This is a genomic window from Okeania sp. KiyG1 (assembly GCF_014132355.1).
Classification (GTDB): Bacteria; Cyanobacteriota; Cyanobacteriia; order Cyanobacteriales; family Microcoleaceae; genus Okeania.
In genome coordinates this window covers 54204-75071 of record NZ_BLZO01000110.1, presented here as the reverse complement: position 1 = coordinate 75071, position 20868 = coordinate 54204, and the positions used below count along the sequence as shown (strand labels likewise).

Genomic DNA, 20868 nt, shown 5'->3' with positions numbered 1-20868 from the left:
CAAAGATAGCTGAAAGATAGTACCATCTACAGGGACTCGAATTACACTATTATCAAGTTTGATATCTACTTTTTCTAGTTCTCTGGTACCTGCGGTCAAATCTTTGATTAATTTTGTCCGCTTCACAATTAGGTCTCGTCGATCCTTAGCAAATTGTTGCGCAACTGTAGGTAAAGATTGGGATAAATCTAAAATGGCTGATTCAACAGATGCATTATCTATTTTATTGTTTGTTGTAGTACTCGATCTAGATTTCTGAAAAGTCTGAGGTTTAGCAGTAGCTAAAATTTGAACTTCTAGGGCAGAAATTTGTTGATTTATCTGTTCTAGTTCTACCTCACACTGTTTAATTTTTTCCTGTAGTTGATTTTTTTGGCGATTAAGTGCAGATTCATCTATGCGGGCGATCGCATCTCCCATTTCAACAGCTTGATTTTCATTTACTTCTATACTTTCAACTTTACCTTCTGTAAGCGTCTGAACAATTCTGACATCTCCTGTTGGACGGGCAATTGCTTCAGTTCTGACAGTAGGATTATACTTTACTACACTCATTAGAGCAATAGCGACACCAAATGTTCCCACTAAAAACATTCCTCCTATTTTGCTCCAAGGACTTAGAGGAGGGAGAAATTCATCACTTTCTAGAGGTTGTAGTTCTACATAATCAGAATTATTTAACATAATTGATATTCACTTATTGACATACTCCCGACGTTGCTATATTCGTGACAAAGCGGGATTCTTCAGTCAGAGACGCCCTGACCGCAGTTTCGTGTGAGGAGATATCCTCCCCCTGTGTTGATAGCAATCCAACCCACCCCCATCCCCTCCCGGGAGGGGAGCAAGAGGGGTGGGTGAGTTATAGTCTCTGTCTAGTTCCTGTCCACACTTAGAATATGAATGCCTTTCATGTCGCGGAGCGAAACGTTCAGATAGGCTTTTTGAGACTTTATTCAAGCATTCCCAACAATGTTGAGATGTACCTTTTGGGTCTACGCGTGATCATTCTCTTGCCTAACTTCCAGGCAACATACTCTAAGACTTGAATAAACTGATAAGTTGCTGCATCTTGCAAAGACTTGTTTAATCCTGACTTAGCTGATTGGCCATTGGGTAAAAACTGACCATTATCACCTAATTTAGCTTTGCAACGTCGGACTAAATTTGCGATTTGTAGGTCTTCTACAAATATCACGCTTACATCACTGAATAGATGATAAGACAGCTTGACATACTCCCGACGCTCTCCTACGGGAGAGCGCGGGATTCTTCAGTCAGAGACGCCCTGACCGCAGTTTTAACAGAAGTGATGTCTTCCTCCTGTGTTGATAACAATCCAACCCACCCCCATCTCCTCCCGGGAGGGGAGCAAGAGGGGTGGGTGAGTTATAGTCCCTGTCTAGTTCTTGCCCACATTTAGGACATGAATGCCAGCGATCTGATAAGCTTTTAGAGACTTTATTCAAGCATTCCCAACAATGTTGAGACGTACCTTTTGGGTCTACTTTTACAACTCGCTTACCCAGTTTCCAAGCTACATACTCTAAAACATCAAGAAATTGATAGTAGCAGCATCTTGCAAAGACTTATTTAATCCTGATTTTGCTGATTGACCATTGGGCAAAAACTGACCGTTACCGCCTAATTTAGCTTTGCAACGTCGGACTAAATTCGCTATCTGTAGGTCTTCTAAAAATATCACGCTTACATCACTAAACAAATGATAAGCAAGTTTGAATTGCCAGTCTAAACGTTGTCTAGCTATTATCGTAGATAAATTATCAATTTTTTCCATCTACTCTGTAGGGACGTTGCATGTAAAGTCCCTACTACTCCCTACTCCCTCTTTTCCAGAGAGGTATATTGTTTTTTTATTTGGTATGACAAATCATTTATAACTGCCGTATATAATTTATACTCTAATAATTGTTGCAGATTTGTTTCAACTTAATCCGGATAGAATGAAAACTTGAAGAAATTAGGATTAAAGTCAACACTTCACAATAACCTGATCGTCGAAGTACACAAAACTCCGGACACTGCAGATTATTTTGGAATGATCGAGTACAATTCCTTCATATATTCCAGTATTCCAGAACTCAGCTAAAGATTACCGAAACTCTCCATTTATGGAGAAAAAAGCGGTCGAGGGATGGCGCAATTCGGAGCGGCTCTGATAAGAGCGGTCTCCTCGCCATATCCAATCGACCAAGAGAAGAAAAAATCCTTTGATCCAATCCTCTTAAGTTTATAAGAAGAGGTAATTCTAAATTCTAAATTCTAAATTCGCGCATTCTTGAAAACTATTTAATTAAAATTATTAGCCATGAGGAAGTTAATTATGCAAGAACCTCAAAAAAGCAACTTTTACAGAACTGAATTATCAAGAATCGACCTACATAAATGGTGGTTACAATGAAAATTATCAATATCGCCGTAATTTTTTAGGTTTTCAACTTTGTCCTCGCAGTTATTATGGCGATAACCGCTACTCTTCTGACTACCAACGTTATAATTCTAATTACTATAAAGGAAATATAAAAGGCTATTACTAAAGATTTTTTTGTGTCTATATCTCTATGTATTAAAACACAATTAATTTTAACTTGATAGTAGCGATCGAGTAGTGAAGTACTATTCTATAGTGCTGATTATTCTGCTGCAAAAAAATATTTACCTCCAATACTTTCATTGCACTTTTAAAGTAAGCATTCAGCCGTCAGCAATCAGCTATTGCTTTTAATTTAGGATAAAAGCTTTATTAATTGTCTTATACCAATTTGATAAATTTTTGCTACAAATATCTAGGGTATTTATTAGGAATCAGGATTTAGGAGTCAGGAGTCATAATGAATGGCTTTAATACCATTTCTAGGGCGTAAATTATCTTTTTGTCAAAGGAACATATCCTGCAAAGTTTTTTTATCACCCTTACTATTCGTAACATTCTTTTTTCAAATTGGTATTAGTACAAAAGTTTGCTCCCTTGCCTTTAAAGTCAGTTGTTAATTTAAACACTGTCCTATATGAGAGAGTCTTGTTGCTGAAGTCCGCAGTTCCTCCGCAGGAAGCTAGCTGATAGCTAATAGCTGTTTGCGCAGCATTCCGGAGGAAATGCTTACCTTTTAAATATATAGAACTCTTATTGAATCTATTAATAATTTTCAGAAAAGAGAGAATAGCAAATTTCCACCTGTTTCCCTATTCTATTTCTCAGGCTGCTGAGTTCTGACTCTGGCAGCCAAAAACCTGTACCTTTGCAAAGATACCAAATGGTTTCTATATAGCATTTTTAATATTTGCTTATATCAAGTCTCATTAATTAGCGATAATAAAAATGTTTTCCTGATAAATTTATCCCTATTCCCTATTCCCTTTCCTATTCCCTGTTTCCTGTTCCTAATTTTTTATTGTAGGTATTCAAAGAGACATTATATTAGTCATTTTTGATTTTAAATAATTCAGATAAATAGTTATCCGGATATTACCAACTTATGAAGAAGACTTAACTGTAATTCCTCCTATATATAGGAATTATTAAACATGACGAATGTCATCAAACTTGAGGAAAATCTTCATGCAAGAAACAAAAATAATCAACTATTTACTGAAATTTCTTCAGAAGAGTCTGCCACTATTAATGGTGGTCATGGCTATTATGGTCGTCGGTATTATAGTTATGGCTATCGTCGTTATTACCGTAGTCGGCCTGTACGTTACTACTCCCGTCGTCGCTATTATGGCTATAGGTCTAACTGCTACTAATTTCAACTTATGAGTTGAATTAAAAAGCATTTTTAAAGTGCTTTTTAGCAAGCTCTAAAGAGTCGCTAATCAAAAAAGTGATCCGGATGCTGGAGTTCACCAACGAAAAATACAATTATAAATAACAAGATAGTTAAATAAATATCGATGATTTTTAACCATCTTGTAAACACAATTAATCAAGAGGATAATCTTATGCAAGAAACTCAAAACACTGAATTATTTTCTGAGCTTTCTACTGAAGAATCTGCCACTATTAATGGTGGTCATAATTTCGATGATTGTTACGGTTATGGTCGTTCTCGACGTTATTATCGTCGCCCTGTGAGTTATCACTACCGTAGTTATCACTATAGTCGTCCTGTACGTTACAGCTACGGTTATCGCAGTTATGGACGTTACGATTGCGACTAAAAATTAGCTATGTAATTGCAACTTTTAAGTCTAATTTATAGTTAAATTAAATTTAGCACCTATAAAGCTATAGGTGCTTTTTTATAACAATTGAATTCTGAGTACTGGAATTTAGACTAATTGACACTCTCACTCTCACCGTTAAATCAAAGATTATAACGTGAGATTCTTGCGAGTGCTGACGCAAAGCTGCGCTAACCCAGATTTTTAACTAGGCAACAAGTAAATAAGTAGTACCCCCGTTTCTCAAGCACCAGCGTGTGGAGGAAAAATATTTACTTCCTCTCTCTGTTGCGGATGTCGCAATAGTCATCTCCTCATTTTGTGAAGCGCATAACTTGAGAGTGTGTAGGAGGGAAAATTATCTACTTCCCCCCTCTTTGTTGCGGATGCGGCAATAGTCATCTCCTCATTTTGTGAAGCGCATAACTTGAGAGTGTGTCGGAGGGAAAAATATCTACTTCCCCCCCTCTTTGTTGCGGATATGGCAATAGTCATCTCCTCATTTTGTGAAGCGCATAACTTGAGAGTGTGTCGGAGGGAAAAATATCTACTTCCCCCTCTTTGTTGCGGATATGGCAATAGTCATCTCCTCATTTTGTGAAGCGCATAACTTGAGAGTGTGTCGGAGGGAAAATTATCTACTTCCCTCCTCTTTGTTGCGGATGCGGCAATAGTCATCTCCTCATTTTGTGAAGCGCATAACTTGAGAGTGTGTCGGAGGGAAAATTATCTACTTCCCTCCCCTCTTTGTTGCGGATGCGGCAATAGTCATCTCCTCATTTTGTGAAGCGCATAACTTGAGAGTGTGTCGGAGGGAAAATTATCTACTTCCCCTCTTTGTTGCGGATGCGGCAATAGTCATCTCCTCATTTTGTGAAGCGCATAACTTGAGAGTGTGTCGGAGGGAAAATATCTACTTCCCCTCTTTGTTGCGGATGCGGCAATAGTCATCTCCTCATTTTGTGAAGCGCATAACTTGAGAGTGTGTCGGAGGGAAAATATCTACTTCCCTCCCCTCTTTGTTGCGGATGCGGCAATAGTCATCTCCTCATTTTGTGAAGCGCATAACTTGAGAGTGTGTCGGAGGGAAAATTATCTACTTCCCCCCTCTTTGTTGCGGATGCGGCAATAGTCATCTCCTCATTTTGTGAAGCGCATAACTTGAGAGTGTGTCGGAGGGAAAAATATCTACTTCCCCCCTCTTTGTTGCGGATGCGGCAATAGTCATCTCCTCATTTTGTGAAGCACATAACTTGAGAGTGTGTAGGAGGGAAAAATATCTACTTCCCTCCCCTCTTTGTTGCGGATGCGGCAATAGTCATCTCCTCATTTTGTGAAGCGCATAACTTGAGAGTGTGTCGGAGGGAAAAATATCTACTTCCCCTCTTTGTTGCGGATGCGGCAATAGTCATCTCCTCATTTTGTGAAGCGCATAACTTGAGAGTGTGTAGGAGGGAAAATTATCTACTTCCCCCTCTTTGTTGCGGATGCGGCAATAGTCATCTCCTCATTTTGTGAAGCGCATAACTTGAGAGTGTGTCGGAGGGAAAAATATCTACTTCCCCCTCTTTGTTGCGGATGCGGCAATAGTCATCTCCTCATTTTGTGAAGCGCATAACTTGAGAGTGTGTCGGAGGGAAAAATATCTACTTCCCCCCCTCTTTGTTGCGGATGCGGCAATAGTCATCTCCTCATTTTGTGAAGCGCATAACTTGAGAGTGTGTCGGAGGGAAAAATATCTACTTCCCCCCTCTTTGTTGCGGATGCCGCAATAGTCATCTCCTCATTTTGTGAAGCGCATAACTTGAGAGTGTGTCGGAGGGAAAAATATCTACTTCCCCTCTCTTTGTTGCGGATGCCGCAATAGTCATTTCATTTGAAGACGCTAAATTTGACAATAACGTTGTAAACCTGCTGTTTCCTGACTATATGCCTCCATATCAATTTTCACAGGTTCGACATTCCAAATTTCCTGACAATATTCATTGATAGTACGGTCAGCAGAAAATTTGCCCATATTAATAGAATTAATAATCGACATCCGAGTCCAATATTCGGGATTACGATAAGCCTGATTAACTCTTTCCTGACAATCAATATAAGCCTGATAATCAGCAAACAACATATATTCATCTTTTCCTAGTAAAGATTCTACAATTGGATGGAATAAATTTGGTTTGCCTGGTGAAAAATAACCAGAAGCAATACGGTCAATAACCTGTCGTAATTCTTGGTTAGAAGTATAGTATTGCTCTGGATTATATCCCTGATATTTTAATGCTTTAACCTCTTCAACATTCAATCCAAATAGGAAGAAATTTTCAGCACCAACAGCTTCGCGAATCTCAATATTTGCCCCATCAAGAGTACCAATAGTTAAAGCACCATTTAGAGAAAATTTCATATTGCCAGTACCAGATGCTTCCTTTCCAGCAGTAGAAATTTGCTCAGAAAGGTCGGCAGCAGGATAAATTCGCTGACCGATAGATACAGAAAAATTAGGTACAAAAACTACCTTGAGGCGATCGCGTACATCTGGGTCATTATTTACTATTTCCCCTACAGCATTAATCAATTTAATGATTAATTTTGCCATATAATAACCTGGTGCTGCCTTCGCACCAAAATGAAAGTGCGATGCAAAATATCCACATCTGGATTCTGTTTAATCCGATTATAAAGGGTAATAATATGCAGCACACTTAATAGTTGACGTTTATATTCATGGAGTCGTTTTACCTGAATATCAAACAGAGAATTAGGATTAACTACAATGCCTATTTTTTGCTGAATATAAGCAGCTAAATTTTGCTTATTTTCATGTTTAATCTGATTCCAATTATGACGAAATTCTAGGTCATCAATAAACCGCTCAAGCTGCTTAATTTCCTCTAAATTCTTAATCCAATTTTTGCCAATTTTTCTGTAATTAGTAATGCCAACTTCGGGTTACTAATTAATAACCAACGACGGGGAGTAATACCATTAGTTTTATTCGTAAATTTCTCAGGGCAAAATTCGTAGAAATCTCTCAAAACATCTGTTTTCAACAGTTGAGTATGCAATGCTGCCACACCATTGATAGCATGAGCGCCAGCACAAGCTAAATGAGCCATCCGCACCCGTTTTTCAGGAAATTCTTCGATCAGAGACATCCGTGCCAACCGCCCATCATCTCCCGGATAACGTTTCTTTACTTTTTCTAGGAAACGGAAATTAATTTCATAGATAATTTCAAGATGCCGTGGTAACAGAGTTGCGAACATACTGACTGGCCAACGTTCCAGAGCTTCTGATAGGAGTGTATGGTTAGTATAGCCAAAGGTATTTTGAGTAATATTCCAAGCTTTTTCCCACTCCATATCATGCTCGTCTACTAACAGGCGCATTAATTCAGCAACTCCTATAGAGGGGTGAGTATCATTGAGTTGAATGGCTGCTTTTTCCTGGAAGTTGTCTAAATTAGGATTCCGTGACAAGTGAGTACGAATGATATCTTGCAGAGAACAACTGACGAAGAAATACTGTTGCTCTAAGCGCAACATTTTGCCTTGAAATATATTATCGTTGGGGTAGAGTACTTTGGAAATATTTTCAGAGGAAGTTTTGTCTTCGACGGCGCGGTGATAGTCACCGGAATCAAAACTTGCAGGTCAAATTCATTACTTGCTTTGGCACTCCAGAGGCGTAGAGTATTTACTGTGTTGGTATTGTACCCAGGCACAAGAGTATCGTAGGGCATTCCAATGACTGTACGTTCAGGTATCCATCTGACCCGATAGTTGCCTTGTTTATCTGGGTATGCTTCTGTGTAACCGCCGAATTTAATTTCTACTTGGTCTTCATGGCGAGGTATTTCCCAAGGGTTGCCTAGACTTAACCATTTGTCTGGCTGTTCAACTTGATAGCCGTTTTGAATTTGTTGTTTGAAAATGCCAAATTCATAACGAATACCGTAGCCTACTGCCGGAATTTCTAGGGTAGCGAGGGAGTCTAGGAAACAAGCGGCTAGACGACCTAAACCACCATTGCCTAAACCTGGTTCTGGTTCTTTTTCGATTAAGTCATCAAGTTTAAGACATGATTCTTCTAGAGCTTGACACGCAACTTCCCAACAACCAACATTGACTAGGTTTTTAGCTAGTTGGCGACCCATCAGAAATTCGGCTGAGAGATAGTATACTGTTTTGACGTTTTGATGGAAGTATGTTTTTGTGGTTTTTAGCCAACGGTGCAACAAGCGGTCGCGTACTGTATATGCTAACGCCATATAATAATTATAGGTGGTAGCAAATTCTATATCTTTCCCCTGTAAATAATATAAGTTATCGGCGATCGCTCGTTTGATGGTATCGAGACTAGTGCCTGTACGATCGTCTTCTACTTGAATTTTTACTTTTTCTGTGTACGATGCACTCTGTTCTTGATGTACTTCTTGCATAACTCTATAATTTGGTAATCTGACAATTTATTGACAACATTCAAAGCAAATTTACCGAATAATTAATAATTAAATAATTCTGGTTTAAAGCCTCCCCTTGATCGGGGAAAAAGCGGTCTAGGGATGGCGATCTTCGGAGCGGCTCTGTCACTCTTCGGGTCTCCTCGCCATATCCAATCGACCAAGAGAAAAGAAAATATTCCTTATATTCAATCAAGAAGGGTTTTAACTTTCTTGTAATTATCAATTATCCATTATCCATTATCCATTAATGAAAGGGCTTTTTAAGAATTAGTTCAGTCCCCATATTCTGGTGAAAAGCTCTATTTTTAGTTAACTTTTCATTTAGTATCAGGATTACTTCAGCTTGTATCTGGTAGTTTTTTTATATTTTAACTAGCTATCAGCTATTAGCACTTCAGCTATCAGCCTAAAAATTTGTGCATAGAATTAGGTATCTGTTTGCGGAGCATTCCGGAACAGAAAACCCTAGGTTTAAATCCCCGACACGCGAGCAAGTCGTTTAATTTTAGGAGGGGCTTAAACCCCCTTTCCTCCAGAATGCTACGCAAACGCGCAAAGCTGACCGCTGATTGCTGAACTGCTAAATGCTTTTTAATAATACACTCATTTGATTACCTTTCATAGAGATTAAGTTTCGTTGTTTTTATTTATTTCTATTCAAAAATATTTTAGTATAATGTAAGACTTTTTCCAAAAAATTTAGATTTATTTTCTGATTTGATTGATTGACAAATTTTGAATTTTTGTAAATTTTAAAGAAAAGATAAAATATTAGATAAATTTCAAGATAATAGAGTATATTGTCGAGGTTTTAAATTAAAAAAAAGAAAACAGAGAATCAAAAATAGAATAACTGAATAGTTAATACTTTTTTATCTATGAGTAATATAACTTATCGTTCAGTTTATCCGATAGGAGTAGTAGAAATAGCACAATTAAATTAATATGATATCGGCAGAAATGATTGATTTTCTCTACTATTAATCATTTCCATAAAAGAGGGAACAGGGAACACAGTAGCGTACATAATTAATATCAGATAAAAAATTCCACTATAAGTAATTTTTTGTTACTTTTTATAACTAATAGCCTCAGTATGAATAGACTTTATTCCAAATAGATGAATAATTTCTGTCAAATTTGATTTAAAAAATGTATAATTTCTTTTTTATTGATTTGTTTTTTATTTAAAAATAGTTGATGATTAATTCAATAAATGTTATAATAACTATTATATAATTAAAAATTTTAGTGGCTTGATTGATTACTAAATACTTGGATTAAAACAAATGGCACGAGGTGACATCATAAGAAAACTATTTAAGAGCTTCTCACAAGAAAATAGAGAAGAATTTTATGCTGTTGCTAAACAACTGATTCAAGAGGAAAAAGATAAAAATCATATTTTATTAGCTCAGGATTTAGAAAGAATACTCCAATCAAATTATCGAAGAAAACTGGTATCTAATACTTCACCTTGGAATGTCTATCCTGAAGTTCCAAAAGATAAAGATACAGGTTTACCTCTAATAGTTATTTCTAGATATGAACTAGGATGGGAAAATGTAGTTTTATATCCCGAAAATCAGGAAATATTAGAAAGAATAATTCAAGAAAATAGAAAGCAAGAAATCATTTATTCTTACGGCTTAAAACCTAGCTCAAAATTATTGTTTTGTGGTCCTCCTGGTTGTGGGAAAACTTTAACAGCAAAAGTTTTATCAAGCTTGCTGAATTTGCCGTTAGTTTATGTAAGTCTTCCGGCTGTATTTTCATCTTACCTGGGAGAAACAGGGGTGAATTTAAAAAAATATTTGATTATGTTCATAATGGAGAATGGGTTGTTCTATTGGATGAATTTGACGCAATTGCTAAGGATAGAAATTCACCTAATGAACATGGAGAAATACAACGTCTAGTTAATAGTCTTCTGCAATTAATAGATCAATCTAACGAGCAAAGTATTTTCATTGCTGCAACAAATCATCAATCACTTTTAGATCCTGCTATATGGAGGAGATTTGATGAGGTACTTTTTTTTGATAAACCTAATTCTGAACTAAGGTATTTATTATTAAAAAAACTTGTCTAGTATTCAGTATAAAGATACCTTCTTAGAAAAATTTGCTGCAAGTCTCAAAGGTTGCACAGGAGCAGATATAGAAAGAATTTGTGCAAATGCGATAAAATCTGTGATTTTACGGAGTGAGCGTTATCTAACAGAAAAAGATATGGAAATAGCAGTTAGCCATTATTTAGAAAGAAAAGGTATAGTGGAAAAGTCGATAAAATTTATGGAATTAGATATGAAAGGAGAAAATGAATAGTCAATTTGAGCATCTACAACTACCAAGAACTAATATAGAATTACCGAAACGTATCAAAGGTGGTGGAGGTGGAAATAAAAGAGATAACCGTGAATATCACGGTAGAAAGCTATTAGCTGAAGTATCAACAATTATCGAAAAACCTGTTAAAGAATATGCTCCTTTTGGTATTAATCCAAAACTTATATTTAAGCTCAAACTAAGAAGTGAATATAGTTTGCAAGATAAACAGGTGACTGGTTCAGGACTTAATATCCTAGAAAAAGGTAGCAAGTCAGATGAAGCTATTGTTGTTTTTTCCTCAGATGATAATTTAACTGAATTTAGACGAAGATTAAAATGTTATAGTGGCTTGATTGATAATAGTTACGAATATGGATATTTAGATGCGATTGAAGAATTAGTACGTCTAGAACCACAGGATAGAATCGGACCATTGTTAAATTTAGAACCATTAGAACCTGGTGAATTAGTACCTCTTGACCTTGAGTTATGGCATACGGGTAATCTAGAAGAAATGCAAGATTATATAAATAATTTGAATGAATTTTTAAGCAGTTTTGAAGAATATCCAGGCATGAGAGTTACTGATAGATATATTGGTGAATATATGTGTATAGCTCGTATGAAAATTCGACAGGAAGTTTTAGAGATTCTGTTAGCAGAAGATGCAGTTAAGGAAATAGATAGAAGACCAAAACCAGCATTTGAAAATTCAAGTCAACTTAGTATCTCAATATCAGAATTTCCAGAACTTATTTCTCCCCCTATAGATGCTTGTGGGGTATTAGTCATAGATTCAGGTGTGCAAAGAGGGCATCCATTAATTGGTCCTGCTTTGGGTGATACAGAAGTTTTTCCTGACCCTAATCATACTTTGATAACTGGAGGTCCTGATGATGGAGATAAAACTGGCGGACATGGTACAGGAGTTTCTGGAGTTGCGATATATGGCAATCTTTTCAAATGTCTTGAAGAGGAAAATTTCCAACCTCAAGTTTGGTTATTTTCAGCTCGTGTGACTAATGAAAATAACGAGTATTACCCAGATTTATTACTAGAAAACCAATTGGAAAAAGCCGTTGCATATTTCACTGATAACTATCCTAATTGTAAAGTTATTAATATTTCCTTGGGAAATAGAGATTCAGTTTATCGAGATGGTCAGAAACAATTTCTTCTAGCTGCTAAAATTGATGAAATTTCCTATCGCTTACAACATAAAAATATTTTATTTGTTATTTCTGCTGGTAATTTTTATTATCAACCAGAATCTAAGGAACTTCTACGACAAGAATATCCAAGTTATCTCTTTAGTGAAAATTCACAAATTATAGAACCTGCTACTGCGGCGATCGCTTTAACAGTAGGTTCTTTATCTATGGGAAAAGGCAGTTTGGAGTACCCAGAAGATGCAAGTAGAAATGTTATTGCTAAGGTAAAAGGATATCCCTCGCCATTCACAAGAATTGGATTTGGTGTAGATGGGATGATTAAACCTGAGTTAGTGGATTTTGGAGGCGATTTTGTTTTAGATAGAAGTCGAATTATTGACAATGAAAGAGGTGTTTCAATTCTGACATTAAACAAAAATTTTCAAGGTTCACAATCACTTTTTAGAGCATATTGTGGAACCAGTTTTGCTGCTCCTCGTGTGGCTAATTTAGCAGCTCGGTTGTTTACAAAATTTCCCAATGCTTCCTCTAATTTAATCAGAGCATTAATTGCTGATTCAGCGGATATTCCTGAAGAAATTCCTGATGATTTTCAGGATGATGAAAAACAACAATTAAAGGTATATGGATATGGGCAGTCAAATTTTGAAAAAGCTGCATATTCAACTGAAAATGGAGTAGTTTTACTAGAAGATAATAGAGAAATATTTGTGGGTAAGTTTCATATTTATGAAATACCTCCCCTTCCTCCTGAATTTTTGGAAAAGAAGGGAAATAGAACTATCTCTGTTACCTTAGCTTTCGATCCTCCTACTCGTCATACTAGAGGAGATTCTTATTTAGGAATAACTATGGAATTTCACCTTTTCAGAAATGTAGAACGCGAAAAAATACAAAGAGCATTTTTCAAAGCAACTCAAGAAGATGAAAATAATAATTTAACAGAAATATCAATAGGAGATTTAAAAAAGGAATATGGTTCAAATGTTGAAGTTAATCTTTTGCCAAAAGTTACTATAAGAAAGAAAGGAACTCTTCAGAAAGGCTCAATAAAAATATCAAGTAGAAGTTGGAAGTACAACGGAAAGTCTATGTACTTAGTCGTAATTTGTAATAGAAAGTGGTCTAGAATAGAAGAAATAGAAGTACAAAGATATGCTTTAGTAGCCTCCATTCGACATTCTAATCCTGAAGTTAATCTCTACAATAAACTCAGAAGTAGTATTGCTCAGAGGGGTAGAGTTCGTTAGCTCTTGAAAATTCGGTAACTACCTTGAAAGGGTGAGCGATCGCCTACCCTCAACTTACCTATCTATAACTACTTATCTTCACTTGCTAACTAGCTCAAAATATTCTCAAACAATTTATACAAATTCGGTAGTAGAAGGATTCAAAAGATTATCATTAGGATGTGCTTCAAACCATAAAGCATCTGCACAAAAGTCTATTTCTCCATCCCACTCAATATATCTACCACCTTCTCCTAATTTTACTTGTGAAAAAAAAGTTTGGATCGGATAAAGGGGCAAAAACTCCACCTTGGTTAATAATAGGTTTAAAATCTACAATAATCTCACTGCCATTAGAATAAGTAAGACGCAGTTTGTAGTTAGATTCAGCAGTGACTCTGGTAGTAATATAAGGCATAATTAACTCCAATTTTATTCTAAAGGTTCAATTGATAAAGGTGCTTGAGCTTGCCGACAACGGTTCCAATTATCTAATAATTATTGTTGATGCAGTTCTGTCTATTCTAAAATTATTGAACGAACTCTATTAGGTGCTTTTCCCACAATTATAGTAATAGGTAAAATCCCTACAACTAATTCGTATTCGCCATAAATAGCATGAAAATGAAGTGGAGCATGGTCGTTATAAAACATCTTAATAATTCTGCCATCAAATTGATAAATTATTGGCATTGAATATTTCCTTTTTGTGTTTGGAGTTTTGCAGAATAAATTTGCTATTTTTACTCTTAATAGAGTTTCTAGTAAAACGCTCAATAATAAAATTTGTAGTTGAACTTTAGTACAAGAATGATGATTGATTTTTGCTCTGGAGCGCAACTACAAACACAACTTTTATTGCCAATCATTTTCCTAGCATAATATCGCATAAATCAAGGATAAAACTACTGATGATTATTCTGGTAAAATTTATTTTGGAAATATCTTCCTACTGGGTAAGCGCCAATAATATAACCAATAATATAGCCAATAAGATAAATACCAATGGGGAACCCCAACCATAATATTATAATCCCAATCATTAGAGTATATATTATAGCCCACATTAGAGTCCATGCAAACAACCATACAATCCACCATAATAACCCACTAATAAATGATGAACTTTGTCTAGGTCTTGCATAAGGAACTTGTTCTCTTACTAACTTAAGCCTTTGACGTTCTTCTTGTTTATCCTTATATTCCTTCCACGCAACCCACGCAGTAAACAAACTAGCGATCGCTGCTATAGCTTCCCACATAAAAGTCCTCCATAATAGATTAGATCAGGACTTACCCATGAGAAACGAAATATCGACGTTTGAGATTGCTTTCCTGACGGAATGCTCCGCAAACGCTGCCGCTTGCAATGACATAATTGCGTTGTTTTGCGTAAGTCCTGTTAAATATTATTCCGCTTCTGACTAATCAGGCAATCTGAGACAAACACAGATTTGAGTAGAGATCAACAAACTAATCATCTTGTATATCTCAGCGCTTTTCAGATTGATAAACCACATCGTCGCAACCAAAACCCTGTAAGGGCGAATGCCATTCGCCCCTACTGTATGAAAAAGGATGTCACAAATAGTTTCAAACTTTAAATATCAAATAATTACCTGAAACTATTGTATTGTCAAAGTTTTTAGCCGCTCAAATCTTACTTTTGACTTTTAACTTTTGACTTTTGACTTCTTCACGCTGGCATTCCCAAAATCTCCTCAATTTTCGGCATCTCCTCCAACGGAATCACCCGACCTTCATCCTCAAAACCAGCAATTTGATCGAAATTCAAATACCGATACAAATCACCCGCAAACGGATCGACTTTCTCTTTCATAATCTCCAAATACTCATCCACACTAGGTATCCGACCTAACAACGCACAAACCGCTGCCAACTCAGCAGAACCCAAATACACACGCGCACCTTTACCCATGCGATTATTAAAATTCCTGGTCGAAGTCGAGAACACAGTTACGCCATCCTCAACCCGTGCTTGATTTCCCATACACAAAGAACATCCAGGCATTTCCGTCCGCGCACCAGCAGCAGCAAACACACCATACATTCCTTCCTCCCGCAACTGTTTCTCATCCATGCGAGTTGGCGGACATATCCACAAAACACCTTTGACTCGCCCTGCTCCTTCTAATACTTTCGCAGCAGCACGATAATGACCGATATTTGTCATGCAGGAACCGATAAACACTTCATCAATTTTATCCCCCGCACATTCCGACATCAATTTAATATTATCCGGGTCATTCGGTGCCGCCACAATAGGTTCCTTAATCTCATTCAAATCCACCTCAATAACTTCCGCATATTCTGCATCCGCATCCCCAGACATTAATTCTGGATTTGCCAACCATTGCTCCATCTTAGCAACCCGACGCATAATAGTCCGTGCATCTGGATAACCCCGCGCCACCATATTTTTCAACAACGTAATATTAGAACGCAGATACTCAGAAACAGTCTCCGTACCCAACTTAATTGTCGAACCAGCACAAGAACGTTCCGCAGTCGCATCAGTCAATTCAAAAGCTTGCTCAACCTTCAAATCGGGCAAACCTTCCATTTCCATAATTCGTCCGGAGAATACATTCTTCTTATTCTCCAACGCAACAGTTAACAACCCTTTTTGAATCGCAACATAAGGAATAGCATTCACAATATCCCGCAATGTTACGCCCGGTTGTAACTTACCCTTAAACCGAACCAAAACAGATTCTGGCATATCCAATGGCATTAAACCCAGAGCTGCTGCAAAAGCTACCAAACCAGAACCAGCAGGAAAAGAAATTCCCAAAGGAAAACGGGTATGAGAATCTCCGCCAGTTCCCACTGTATCCGGTAACAACATCCGGTTTAACCAAGAATGAATAATTCCATCTCCCGGACGCAACGCCACTCCACCACGAGCAGAAAAGAAATCTGGTAATTCTTTGTGAGTCTTAATATCAACTGGTTTGGGATAAGCAGCAGTATGGCAAAAACTCTGCATTACTAAGTCGGAGCTGAAACCTAAACAGGCGAGTTCCTTCATTTCATCTCTGGTCATAGGTCCGGTAGTATCTTGAGAACCCACTGTTGTCATCAATGGTTCGCAAGCTGTTCCCGGACGAACTCCTGGTAAACCACAAGCTTTTCCAACCATTTTCTGTGCCAAAGTGAAACCTTTTCCTGTTTCCGCTGGTAGTTGGGGACGGGTAAATACAGTGCTGGTCTCTAATCCCAGAGCGTTGCGAGTTTTGTCGGTGAGAGTACGCCCAATTAATAGAGGAATACGTCCACCTGCTTGTACTTCGTCGAAGATAGTTTCTGGTTTGAGGGTGAATGTGGAAATTATTTCTCCTGCTTCGTTGGTTATCTCGCCTTTGTAGGGATGAATAGTTATTACCATTCCTGTTTCCATTTTGGTAACATCACATTCGATGGGTAATGCGCCAGAGTCTTCAGCAGTATTGAAGAAAATCGGAGCAATTTTACCACCGAGAATATATCCACCAGATCGCTTATTAGGAATATGAGGAATGTCTTCTCCAATATGCCATAACACGGAGTTACAGGCAGATTTCCGGGATGAACCAGTACCGACAACATCTCCAACGTAGGCAACTGGATAACCTTTTTGTTTTAATTCCGCAATAGTTTTCAACCCTTCCGGCATTTTTGACTCTAGCATAGCTAATGCGTGGAGTGGAATGTCAGGGCGAGTAGTGGCATGGGGGGCTGGTGAAAGGTCGTCGGTGTTGGTTTCCCCAGGAACTTTGAAGACAGTGACGGTAATTTTTTCAGGCAGTTGGGGGCGAGTGGTAAACCATTCTGCTGCTGCCCAAGAATCTACTACTTGTTTGGCGTAGGGGTTCGTTTGTGCCAATTCTATAACGTCGTTGAAGGCGTCGTAGACTAGCAGAATTTTACTTAAAGCTTTAGCTGCTGTGTTTGCTAGTTCAGAATTTTCTGATTTAAGTAGCTCAATCAGAGATTGGACGTTATAACCGCCAACCATTGTTCCTAATAGTTCCACTGCGTAGGTGGGGGAAATTAGGGGACTAGCGATTTCTCCTTTAGCAATACCTGTGAGAAATCCTGCTTTGACATAAGCAGCTTCATCTACTCCAGGTGGTACGCGATCGCGCAGTAATGCCATTAACTTTTCTTCTTTTCCTGCTGGTGGACTTTTCAGCAGTTCGCATAATTCTGATGTTTGTTGGGCGTCTAGTGGCAGTGGTGGAATTCCTAAATCTGCCCGTTGTTTAACATGATTTTCATAGTTGTCTAACATTGTTCAGGTGTCCTCCAGGTTTACATTGTCATTTTAGATATTTTTTTCAGGAATATATCTGATCCAATATCTTATCAATTCAATCAATATAGAAGAGTAAGCTAGGTGACATACTCCCACACGCTCGCTGGCACCAATTGTGTGGGCTTCTCGTTTCGCAGCCCCGGTATCCCGTCGGGCAAGCGCGTGCTTTAAAGACGTCTGGGCCCTACCGCCCTATTTTTTATATTTATCGCTGCGTTTCCTAGGTCATGCTCCGCAAACACATCGCGGTCTATGACAATACCGCAGTGCGGACAAGAATGAGTTCTTTGGGATAATTCTTTCGGGACTTTTTCCCCACAATTTGAGCAGTCTTGGGTGGTATTTTTGGGGTTTACTGCTATAGTCTTCACCTCCAGCATTTCGAGCTTTGACAGTCAAAATAGACAGGAATTGACCCCCAAATCGCATCGTTAATTGATTTACTCAAACGAGTCAATGCTTGCCCTTTGATATTTAAGTTTGCCTCCGGCACGCCGCTCCGCGTCTGGGCTATAACTTCAGATGAGTGATAACAATTCATTGGCTGTTTTGAAATTAAAGTCTTTACGTTTATCGGCTACTGCTTGGTGCGCGTTCCCTCTCTTGGTCAGCATTCCGCAAGCGAGCTGGCGTCGTCGCGGGGTCTGACCGCAAGCGAGCTGTCGTCGTCGCGGGGTCGCATCCGCTTTTTTATGTTGTTTAGCTACAGCTAGAAGAGCTTTTAAGCATCTTTTACTACTTTTCTTTTTACGAGATAAACGTTTTTGCAAAGTCTTTAATCGCTGCTGAGATTTTCGATAGTATTGAGGGATGGGGACAGATTCTCCTTCACTTGTTACTAAAAATTCTTTTAGCCCCATATCGATTAAGAGAGTATTTTTTAATGTAGGTTCAACTTTAGTTGTCAAAGCTGGAACTGATTTGTCTTCTAGGGATAAAGTTACATAATAACCGTCAGCTTTACGACTAATCGTCACAGTTTTAATCATAAACCCTTCTGGTATTGGACGATGTTGAATTAACTTTACCTTTCCTATTTTGGGCAAATTAATTTGATTTTCTTCTATGCAGTCTTGTGTGATTTGAGGATAAGTAAAACTGCGATAACGTCCAATTCCATTAAATCTTGGTTTCCCTAATTTTTGTCCATTTTTGTCGGCCTTAAACCATCTATCAAAGGCAAGTTTTACCCGTTTTATGCAATCTTGCAGGACCTGAGAATGAATTAGCTTATACTCAGGAAACTTGTCCTTGGTATTGACCAAATCTTTTTTTTGAGAGTAATAATCTGGATTATCCCTGAGTCTTGGAATTGGCATCATCAAGGGGCAGGCATTAACTGGACAACGGTTTTCTGACCACCATGAGAACCGCTCGCCTAACCTATAGTTGTACTGCCGACGCAACAATTCTAACCACAATTCTATGGTGGCTAACTGTTCTTTGTTGGGCCTTAATTTATATTGGTAGGCAGTGCGCATAGTGGAAAATTTCCAGGGTTATTGCAATATCATAATACAAGTTTTTCAACTAGGGCGAAGATTTTTGCTGGGATAGCATGCAAATTGAGTGGGCATCGAACCCATTAATCGGCCGCCGATTCATCTCACACTCCTCTTTAAAATTATGGTGTGAGGTTCAAGGGCGGTTTAGCTAAAAAACAGTAGATTTCAATAGTTCATAAAAATATAGTCAAATATGACATATCCTTCGGAGCGCAGGTGTTACTCTGACGCTCGTGTTAGCGTTTGCGTAGCATGACAAACGGAAAGCTCCTCCGGAGGAGGCACTACAACACCACGCCAGTTGTTTTAAGTCGGGGGACTCGTCCAACGCACTGGCTCTTCTATCCCATAGTTAAAGACAAAAGGGAGCTGCTTTTTTCATAATATTTAGAGAACCGTTCACGTAACTCATTAATTAATCCAATGCTTGCAGTACAATTGCATTCCTCTTTTTACTCTTTTTCCTGAAAAGGTGACTTGATTTTTCTGACCTTTCTTGTACACTGGAATCAAATTATTATCTATAAAACTCGCTTTTGAGGTATAAGATGATTCTGTAATTATTACCGAATAATTAATCATTAATCATTATTAATTAAATAATTCAGCTAATTCCGCCTCCCCTTGGCTGCGCCGCGAGCTGTCGCTCTACAAGGGGAAAATAAAGAAATCATATTTCCTTATGTTCAATCCTCTCGGTTTTAACCAGAGGTAATTATCCATTATCCATTATCCATTAATGAAATCTATCCCTACCATCTCGGCTTTATCAGATAACTTTTCTATTAACTTATTATAGGGGACATATACAAAATTTTGATTATTTCTTTTCCCTAAGTTTATCTTCTGTTTCCACTCTTCATTGTGCCCTATTATCAATGTTCCTATTTTCTGATTAATCAAAGTATTAATAATCAAACTACTAGATGATTTATGAAGGTAATCGTTGATTTTAAATTCTCTTTTTAACATAAGTTTTTTCAGCCTCTTACTCGATCTATTTTCCTGTAGTTGAGATTGTAGGAAGCTTTTGACTTTATTATAGTATTTATTGATAGATTTTAAGGGTCTGCCATTGATCACTCTTGGGTTTTATTCCGGTGCTTATTAAAGGTTTCGGCTCTCGCCGACATGAAAATTTAGCTAAGTTGTTTAATCCTATATCAATACTGGCACAACGATTTTTTTCTAGCCCGTATTGTTTTTCTGTCGCTTCATAAATGACCTCAATTACATAATGATTCAGTCTAGGAATGATACGAACTTGTTTGATTTGTGAATTAGGTACTAAAGTTTTTAGATAAATCTTTGTTTTACTGGGATTAATAATTCCTTGTTTTAATTGCTTCTTGCTGATAGCTTGTATCATATAAACTACAATATTTCTTCCCGTTACTTTATTTTTATATCCACCGAAGACGAGGACGAGATTTAAACTTTGATGGCTTGGTGTTTATAAACTTCGTTTGCTGCTAAAAAGCTTTTCGGTGTTTCTATCTCGTATCATCAAGATTTGTTGAGAGACTTTAGCTGGCATTGCTTTATAGTCTGGTTGAGTAGAGAGTGTTTTTTGCAGGTCATAATAGGAATTATTTATCTTTTCAAATATCCAAGACTGATGAACTAAATAATTAGCATGAGTTTAAGAGATTTTTCGACAAGAA

At 37.6% G+C, this 20868-nt stretch carries 19 protein-coding genes and 1 pseudogene; 6 read left to right on the top strand and 14 right to left on the bottom strand.

The genetic code is table 11. The features are described 5' to 3' along the window. The 4 genes from SAGCYANO_RS26335 to SAGCYANO_RS26315 form a co-directional block, all read right to left on the bottom strand. A partial coding sequence (locus SAGCYANO_RS26335) for a biotin/lipoyl-binding protein (RefSeq protein ID WP_202222792.1) occupies positions 1-684 on the bottom strand: 684 nt, incomplete at its 3' end. Between the two features lie 268 nt (positions 685-952). Then, on the bottom strand, positions 953-1198 hold the full coding sequence (locus SAGCYANO_RS26325) for a hypothetical protein (protein WP_202222791.1): 246 nt from the start codon (positions 1196-1198) through the stop codon (positions 953-955). A gap of 79 nt (positions 1199-1277) precedes the next feature. Next, positions 1278-1529 carry a zinc ribbon domain-containing protein gene (locus SAGCYANO_RS26320; protein WP_202222797.1) on the bottom strand — a complete coding sequence of 84 codons (252 nt, stop codon included), beginning with the start codon at positions 1527-1529 and terminating at the stop codon, positions 1278-1280. Between the two features lie 17 nt (positions 1530-1546). Further along, positions 1547-1798, bottom strand: a complete 252-nt coding sequence (locus tag SAGCYANO_RS26315) for a hypothetical protein (protein ID WP_202222790.1) — start codon at positions 1796-1798, stop codon at positions 1547-1549. Between the two features lie 1748 nt (positions 1799-3546). Between SAGCYANO_RS26315 and SAGCYANO_RS26310 the strand changes: the two genes are divergently transcribed. Then, positions 3547-3768, top strand: coding sequence for a hypothetical protein (locus SAGCYANO_RS26310; protein ID WP_202222789.1), 222 nt, complete (start codon positions 3547-3549; stop codon positions 3766-3768). Between the two features lie 195 nt (positions 3769-3963). After that, a complete protein-coding gene (locus SAGCYANO_RS26305; protein ID WP_202222788.1) occupies positions 3964-4182 on the top strand; it encodes a hypothetical protein in 219 nt (72 codons plus the stop codon). 1888 nt (positions 4183-6070) lie between these two features. Here the strand turns inward: SAGCYANO_RS26305 and SAGCYANO_RS26300 are convergent. Further along, positions 6071-8626 (bottom strand): annotated as a pseudogene (locus SAGCYANO_RS26300) (glycogen/starch/alpha-glucan phosphorylase). 1313 nt (positions 8627-9939) lie between these two features. Between SAGCYANO_RS26300 and SAGCYANO_RS26295 the strand changes: the two are divergent. From SAGCYANO_RS26295 to SAGCYANO_RS26285, 4 genes are read left to right on the top strand one after another with little or no spacing between them, the layout of a single operon-like run. Beyond that, a complete protein-coding gene (locus SAGCYANO_RS26295; protein WP_202222787.1) occupies positions 9940-10569 on the top strand; it encodes an ATP-binding protein in 630 nt (209 codons plus the stop codon). Continuing rightward, on the top strand, positions 10500-10742 hold the full coding sequence (locus SAGCYANO_RS50685; protein WP_375339998.1) for an AAA family ATPase: 243 nt from the start codon (positions 10500-10502) through the stop codon (positions 10740-10742). The genes SAGCYANO_RS26295 and SAGCYANO_RS50685 overlap by 70 nt, the downstream gene beginning before the upstream one ends. Beyond that, positions 10735-10977: a hypothetical protein gene (locus SAGCYANO_RS26290; protein WP_202222786.1), complete on the top strand. Its 243-nt coding sequence runs from the start codon at positions 10735-10737 to the stop codon at positions 10975-10977. The genes SAGCYANO_RS50685 and SAGCYANO_RS26290 overlap by 8 nt, the downstream gene beginning before the upstream one ends. Continuing rightward, positions 10970-13402 carry a S8 family peptidase gene (locus SAGCYANO_RS26285; protein WP_202222785.1) on the top strand — a complete coding sequence of 811 codons (2433 nt, stop codon included), beginning with the start codon at positions 10970-10972 and terminating at the stop codon, positions 13400-13402. Before SAGCYANO_RS26290 ends, SAGCYANO_RS26285 begins: the two co-directional genes overlap by 8 nt. Positions 13403-13516: 114 nt before the next feature. Here the strand turns inward: SAGCYANO_RS26285 and SAGCYANO_RS26280 are convergent, their stop codons facing one another. From SAGCYANO_RS26280 to SAGCYANO_RS26235, 9 genes are all read right to left on the bottom strand, one after another. Further along, the gene (locus tag SAGCYANO_RS26280) at positions 13517-13681 is read right to left on the bottom strand and encodes a DUF2442 domain-containing protein (protein ID WP_202222784.1); all 165 of its coding nucleotides are present in this window, start codon (positions 13679-13681) and stop codon (positions 13517-13519) included. Next, a complete protein-coding gene (locus SAGCYANO_RS50680; protein WP_202222783.1) occupies positions 13623-13799 on the bottom strand; it encodes a DUF2442 domain-containing protein in 177 nt (58 codons plus the stop codon). Before SAGCYANO_RS50680 ends, SAGCYANO_RS26280 begins: the two co-directional genes overlap by 59 nt. A gap of 101 nt (positions 13800-13900) precedes the next feature. Further along, positions 13901-14074: a DUF4160 domain-containing protein gene (locus tag SAGCYANO_RS26270; RefSeq protein ID WP_202222782.1), complete on the bottom strand. Its 174-nt coding sequence runs from the start codon at positions 14072-14074 to the stop codon at positions 13901-13903. A 212-nt stretch (positions 14075-14286) separates the two neighbouring features. Continuing rightward, positions 14287-14643, bottom strand: a complete 357-nt coding sequence (locus SAGCYANO_RS26265) for a hypothetical protein (RefSeq protein ID WP_202222781.1) — start codon at positions 14641-14643, stop codon at positions 14287-14289. A gap of 434 nt (positions 14644-15077) precedes the next feature. Then, positions 15078-17675 carry a bifunctional aconitate hydratase 2/2-methylisocitrate dehydratase gene (gene acnB / locus SAGCYANO_RS26255; protein ID WP_202222779.1) on the bottom strand — a complete coding sequence of 866 codons (2598 nt, stop codon included), beginning with the start codon at positions 17673-17675 and terminating at the stop codon, positions 15078-15080. A 191-nt stretch (positions 17676-17866) separates the two neighbouring features. Continuing rightward, positions 17867-18070, bottom strand: coding sequence for a zinc ribbon domain-containing protein (locus SAGCYANO_RS50675; RefSeq protein ID WP_375339997.1), 204 nt, complete (start codon positions 18068-18070; stop codon positions 17867-17869). Between the two features lie 147 nt (positions 18071-18217). Beyond that, positions 18218-19180 carry an RNA-guided endonuclease TnpB family protein gene (locus SAGCYANO_RS26245; RefSeq protein ID WP_202222778.1) on the bottom strand — a complete coding sequence of 321 codons (963 nt, stop codon included), beginning with the start codon at positions 19178-19180 and terminating at the stop codon, positions 18218-18220. A gap of 753 nt (positions 19181-19933) precedes the next feature. After that, the gene (locus tag SAGCYANO_RS26240; protein WP_202222777.1) at positions 19934-20287 is read right to left on the bottom strand and encodes an IS200/IS605 family accessory protein TnpB-related protein; all 354 of its coding nucleotides are present in this window, start codon (positions 20285-20287) and stop codon (positions 19934-19936) included. After that, a complete protein-coding gene (locus tag SAGCYANO_RS26235) occupies positions 20253-20573 on the bottom strand; it encodes a hypothetical protein (RefSeq protein ID WP_202222776.1) in 321 nt (106 codons plus the stop codon). Before SAGCYANO_RS26235 ends, SAGCYANO_RS26240 begins: the two co-directional genes overlap by 35 nt. Positions 20574-20868 lie beyond the last annotated feature (295 nt).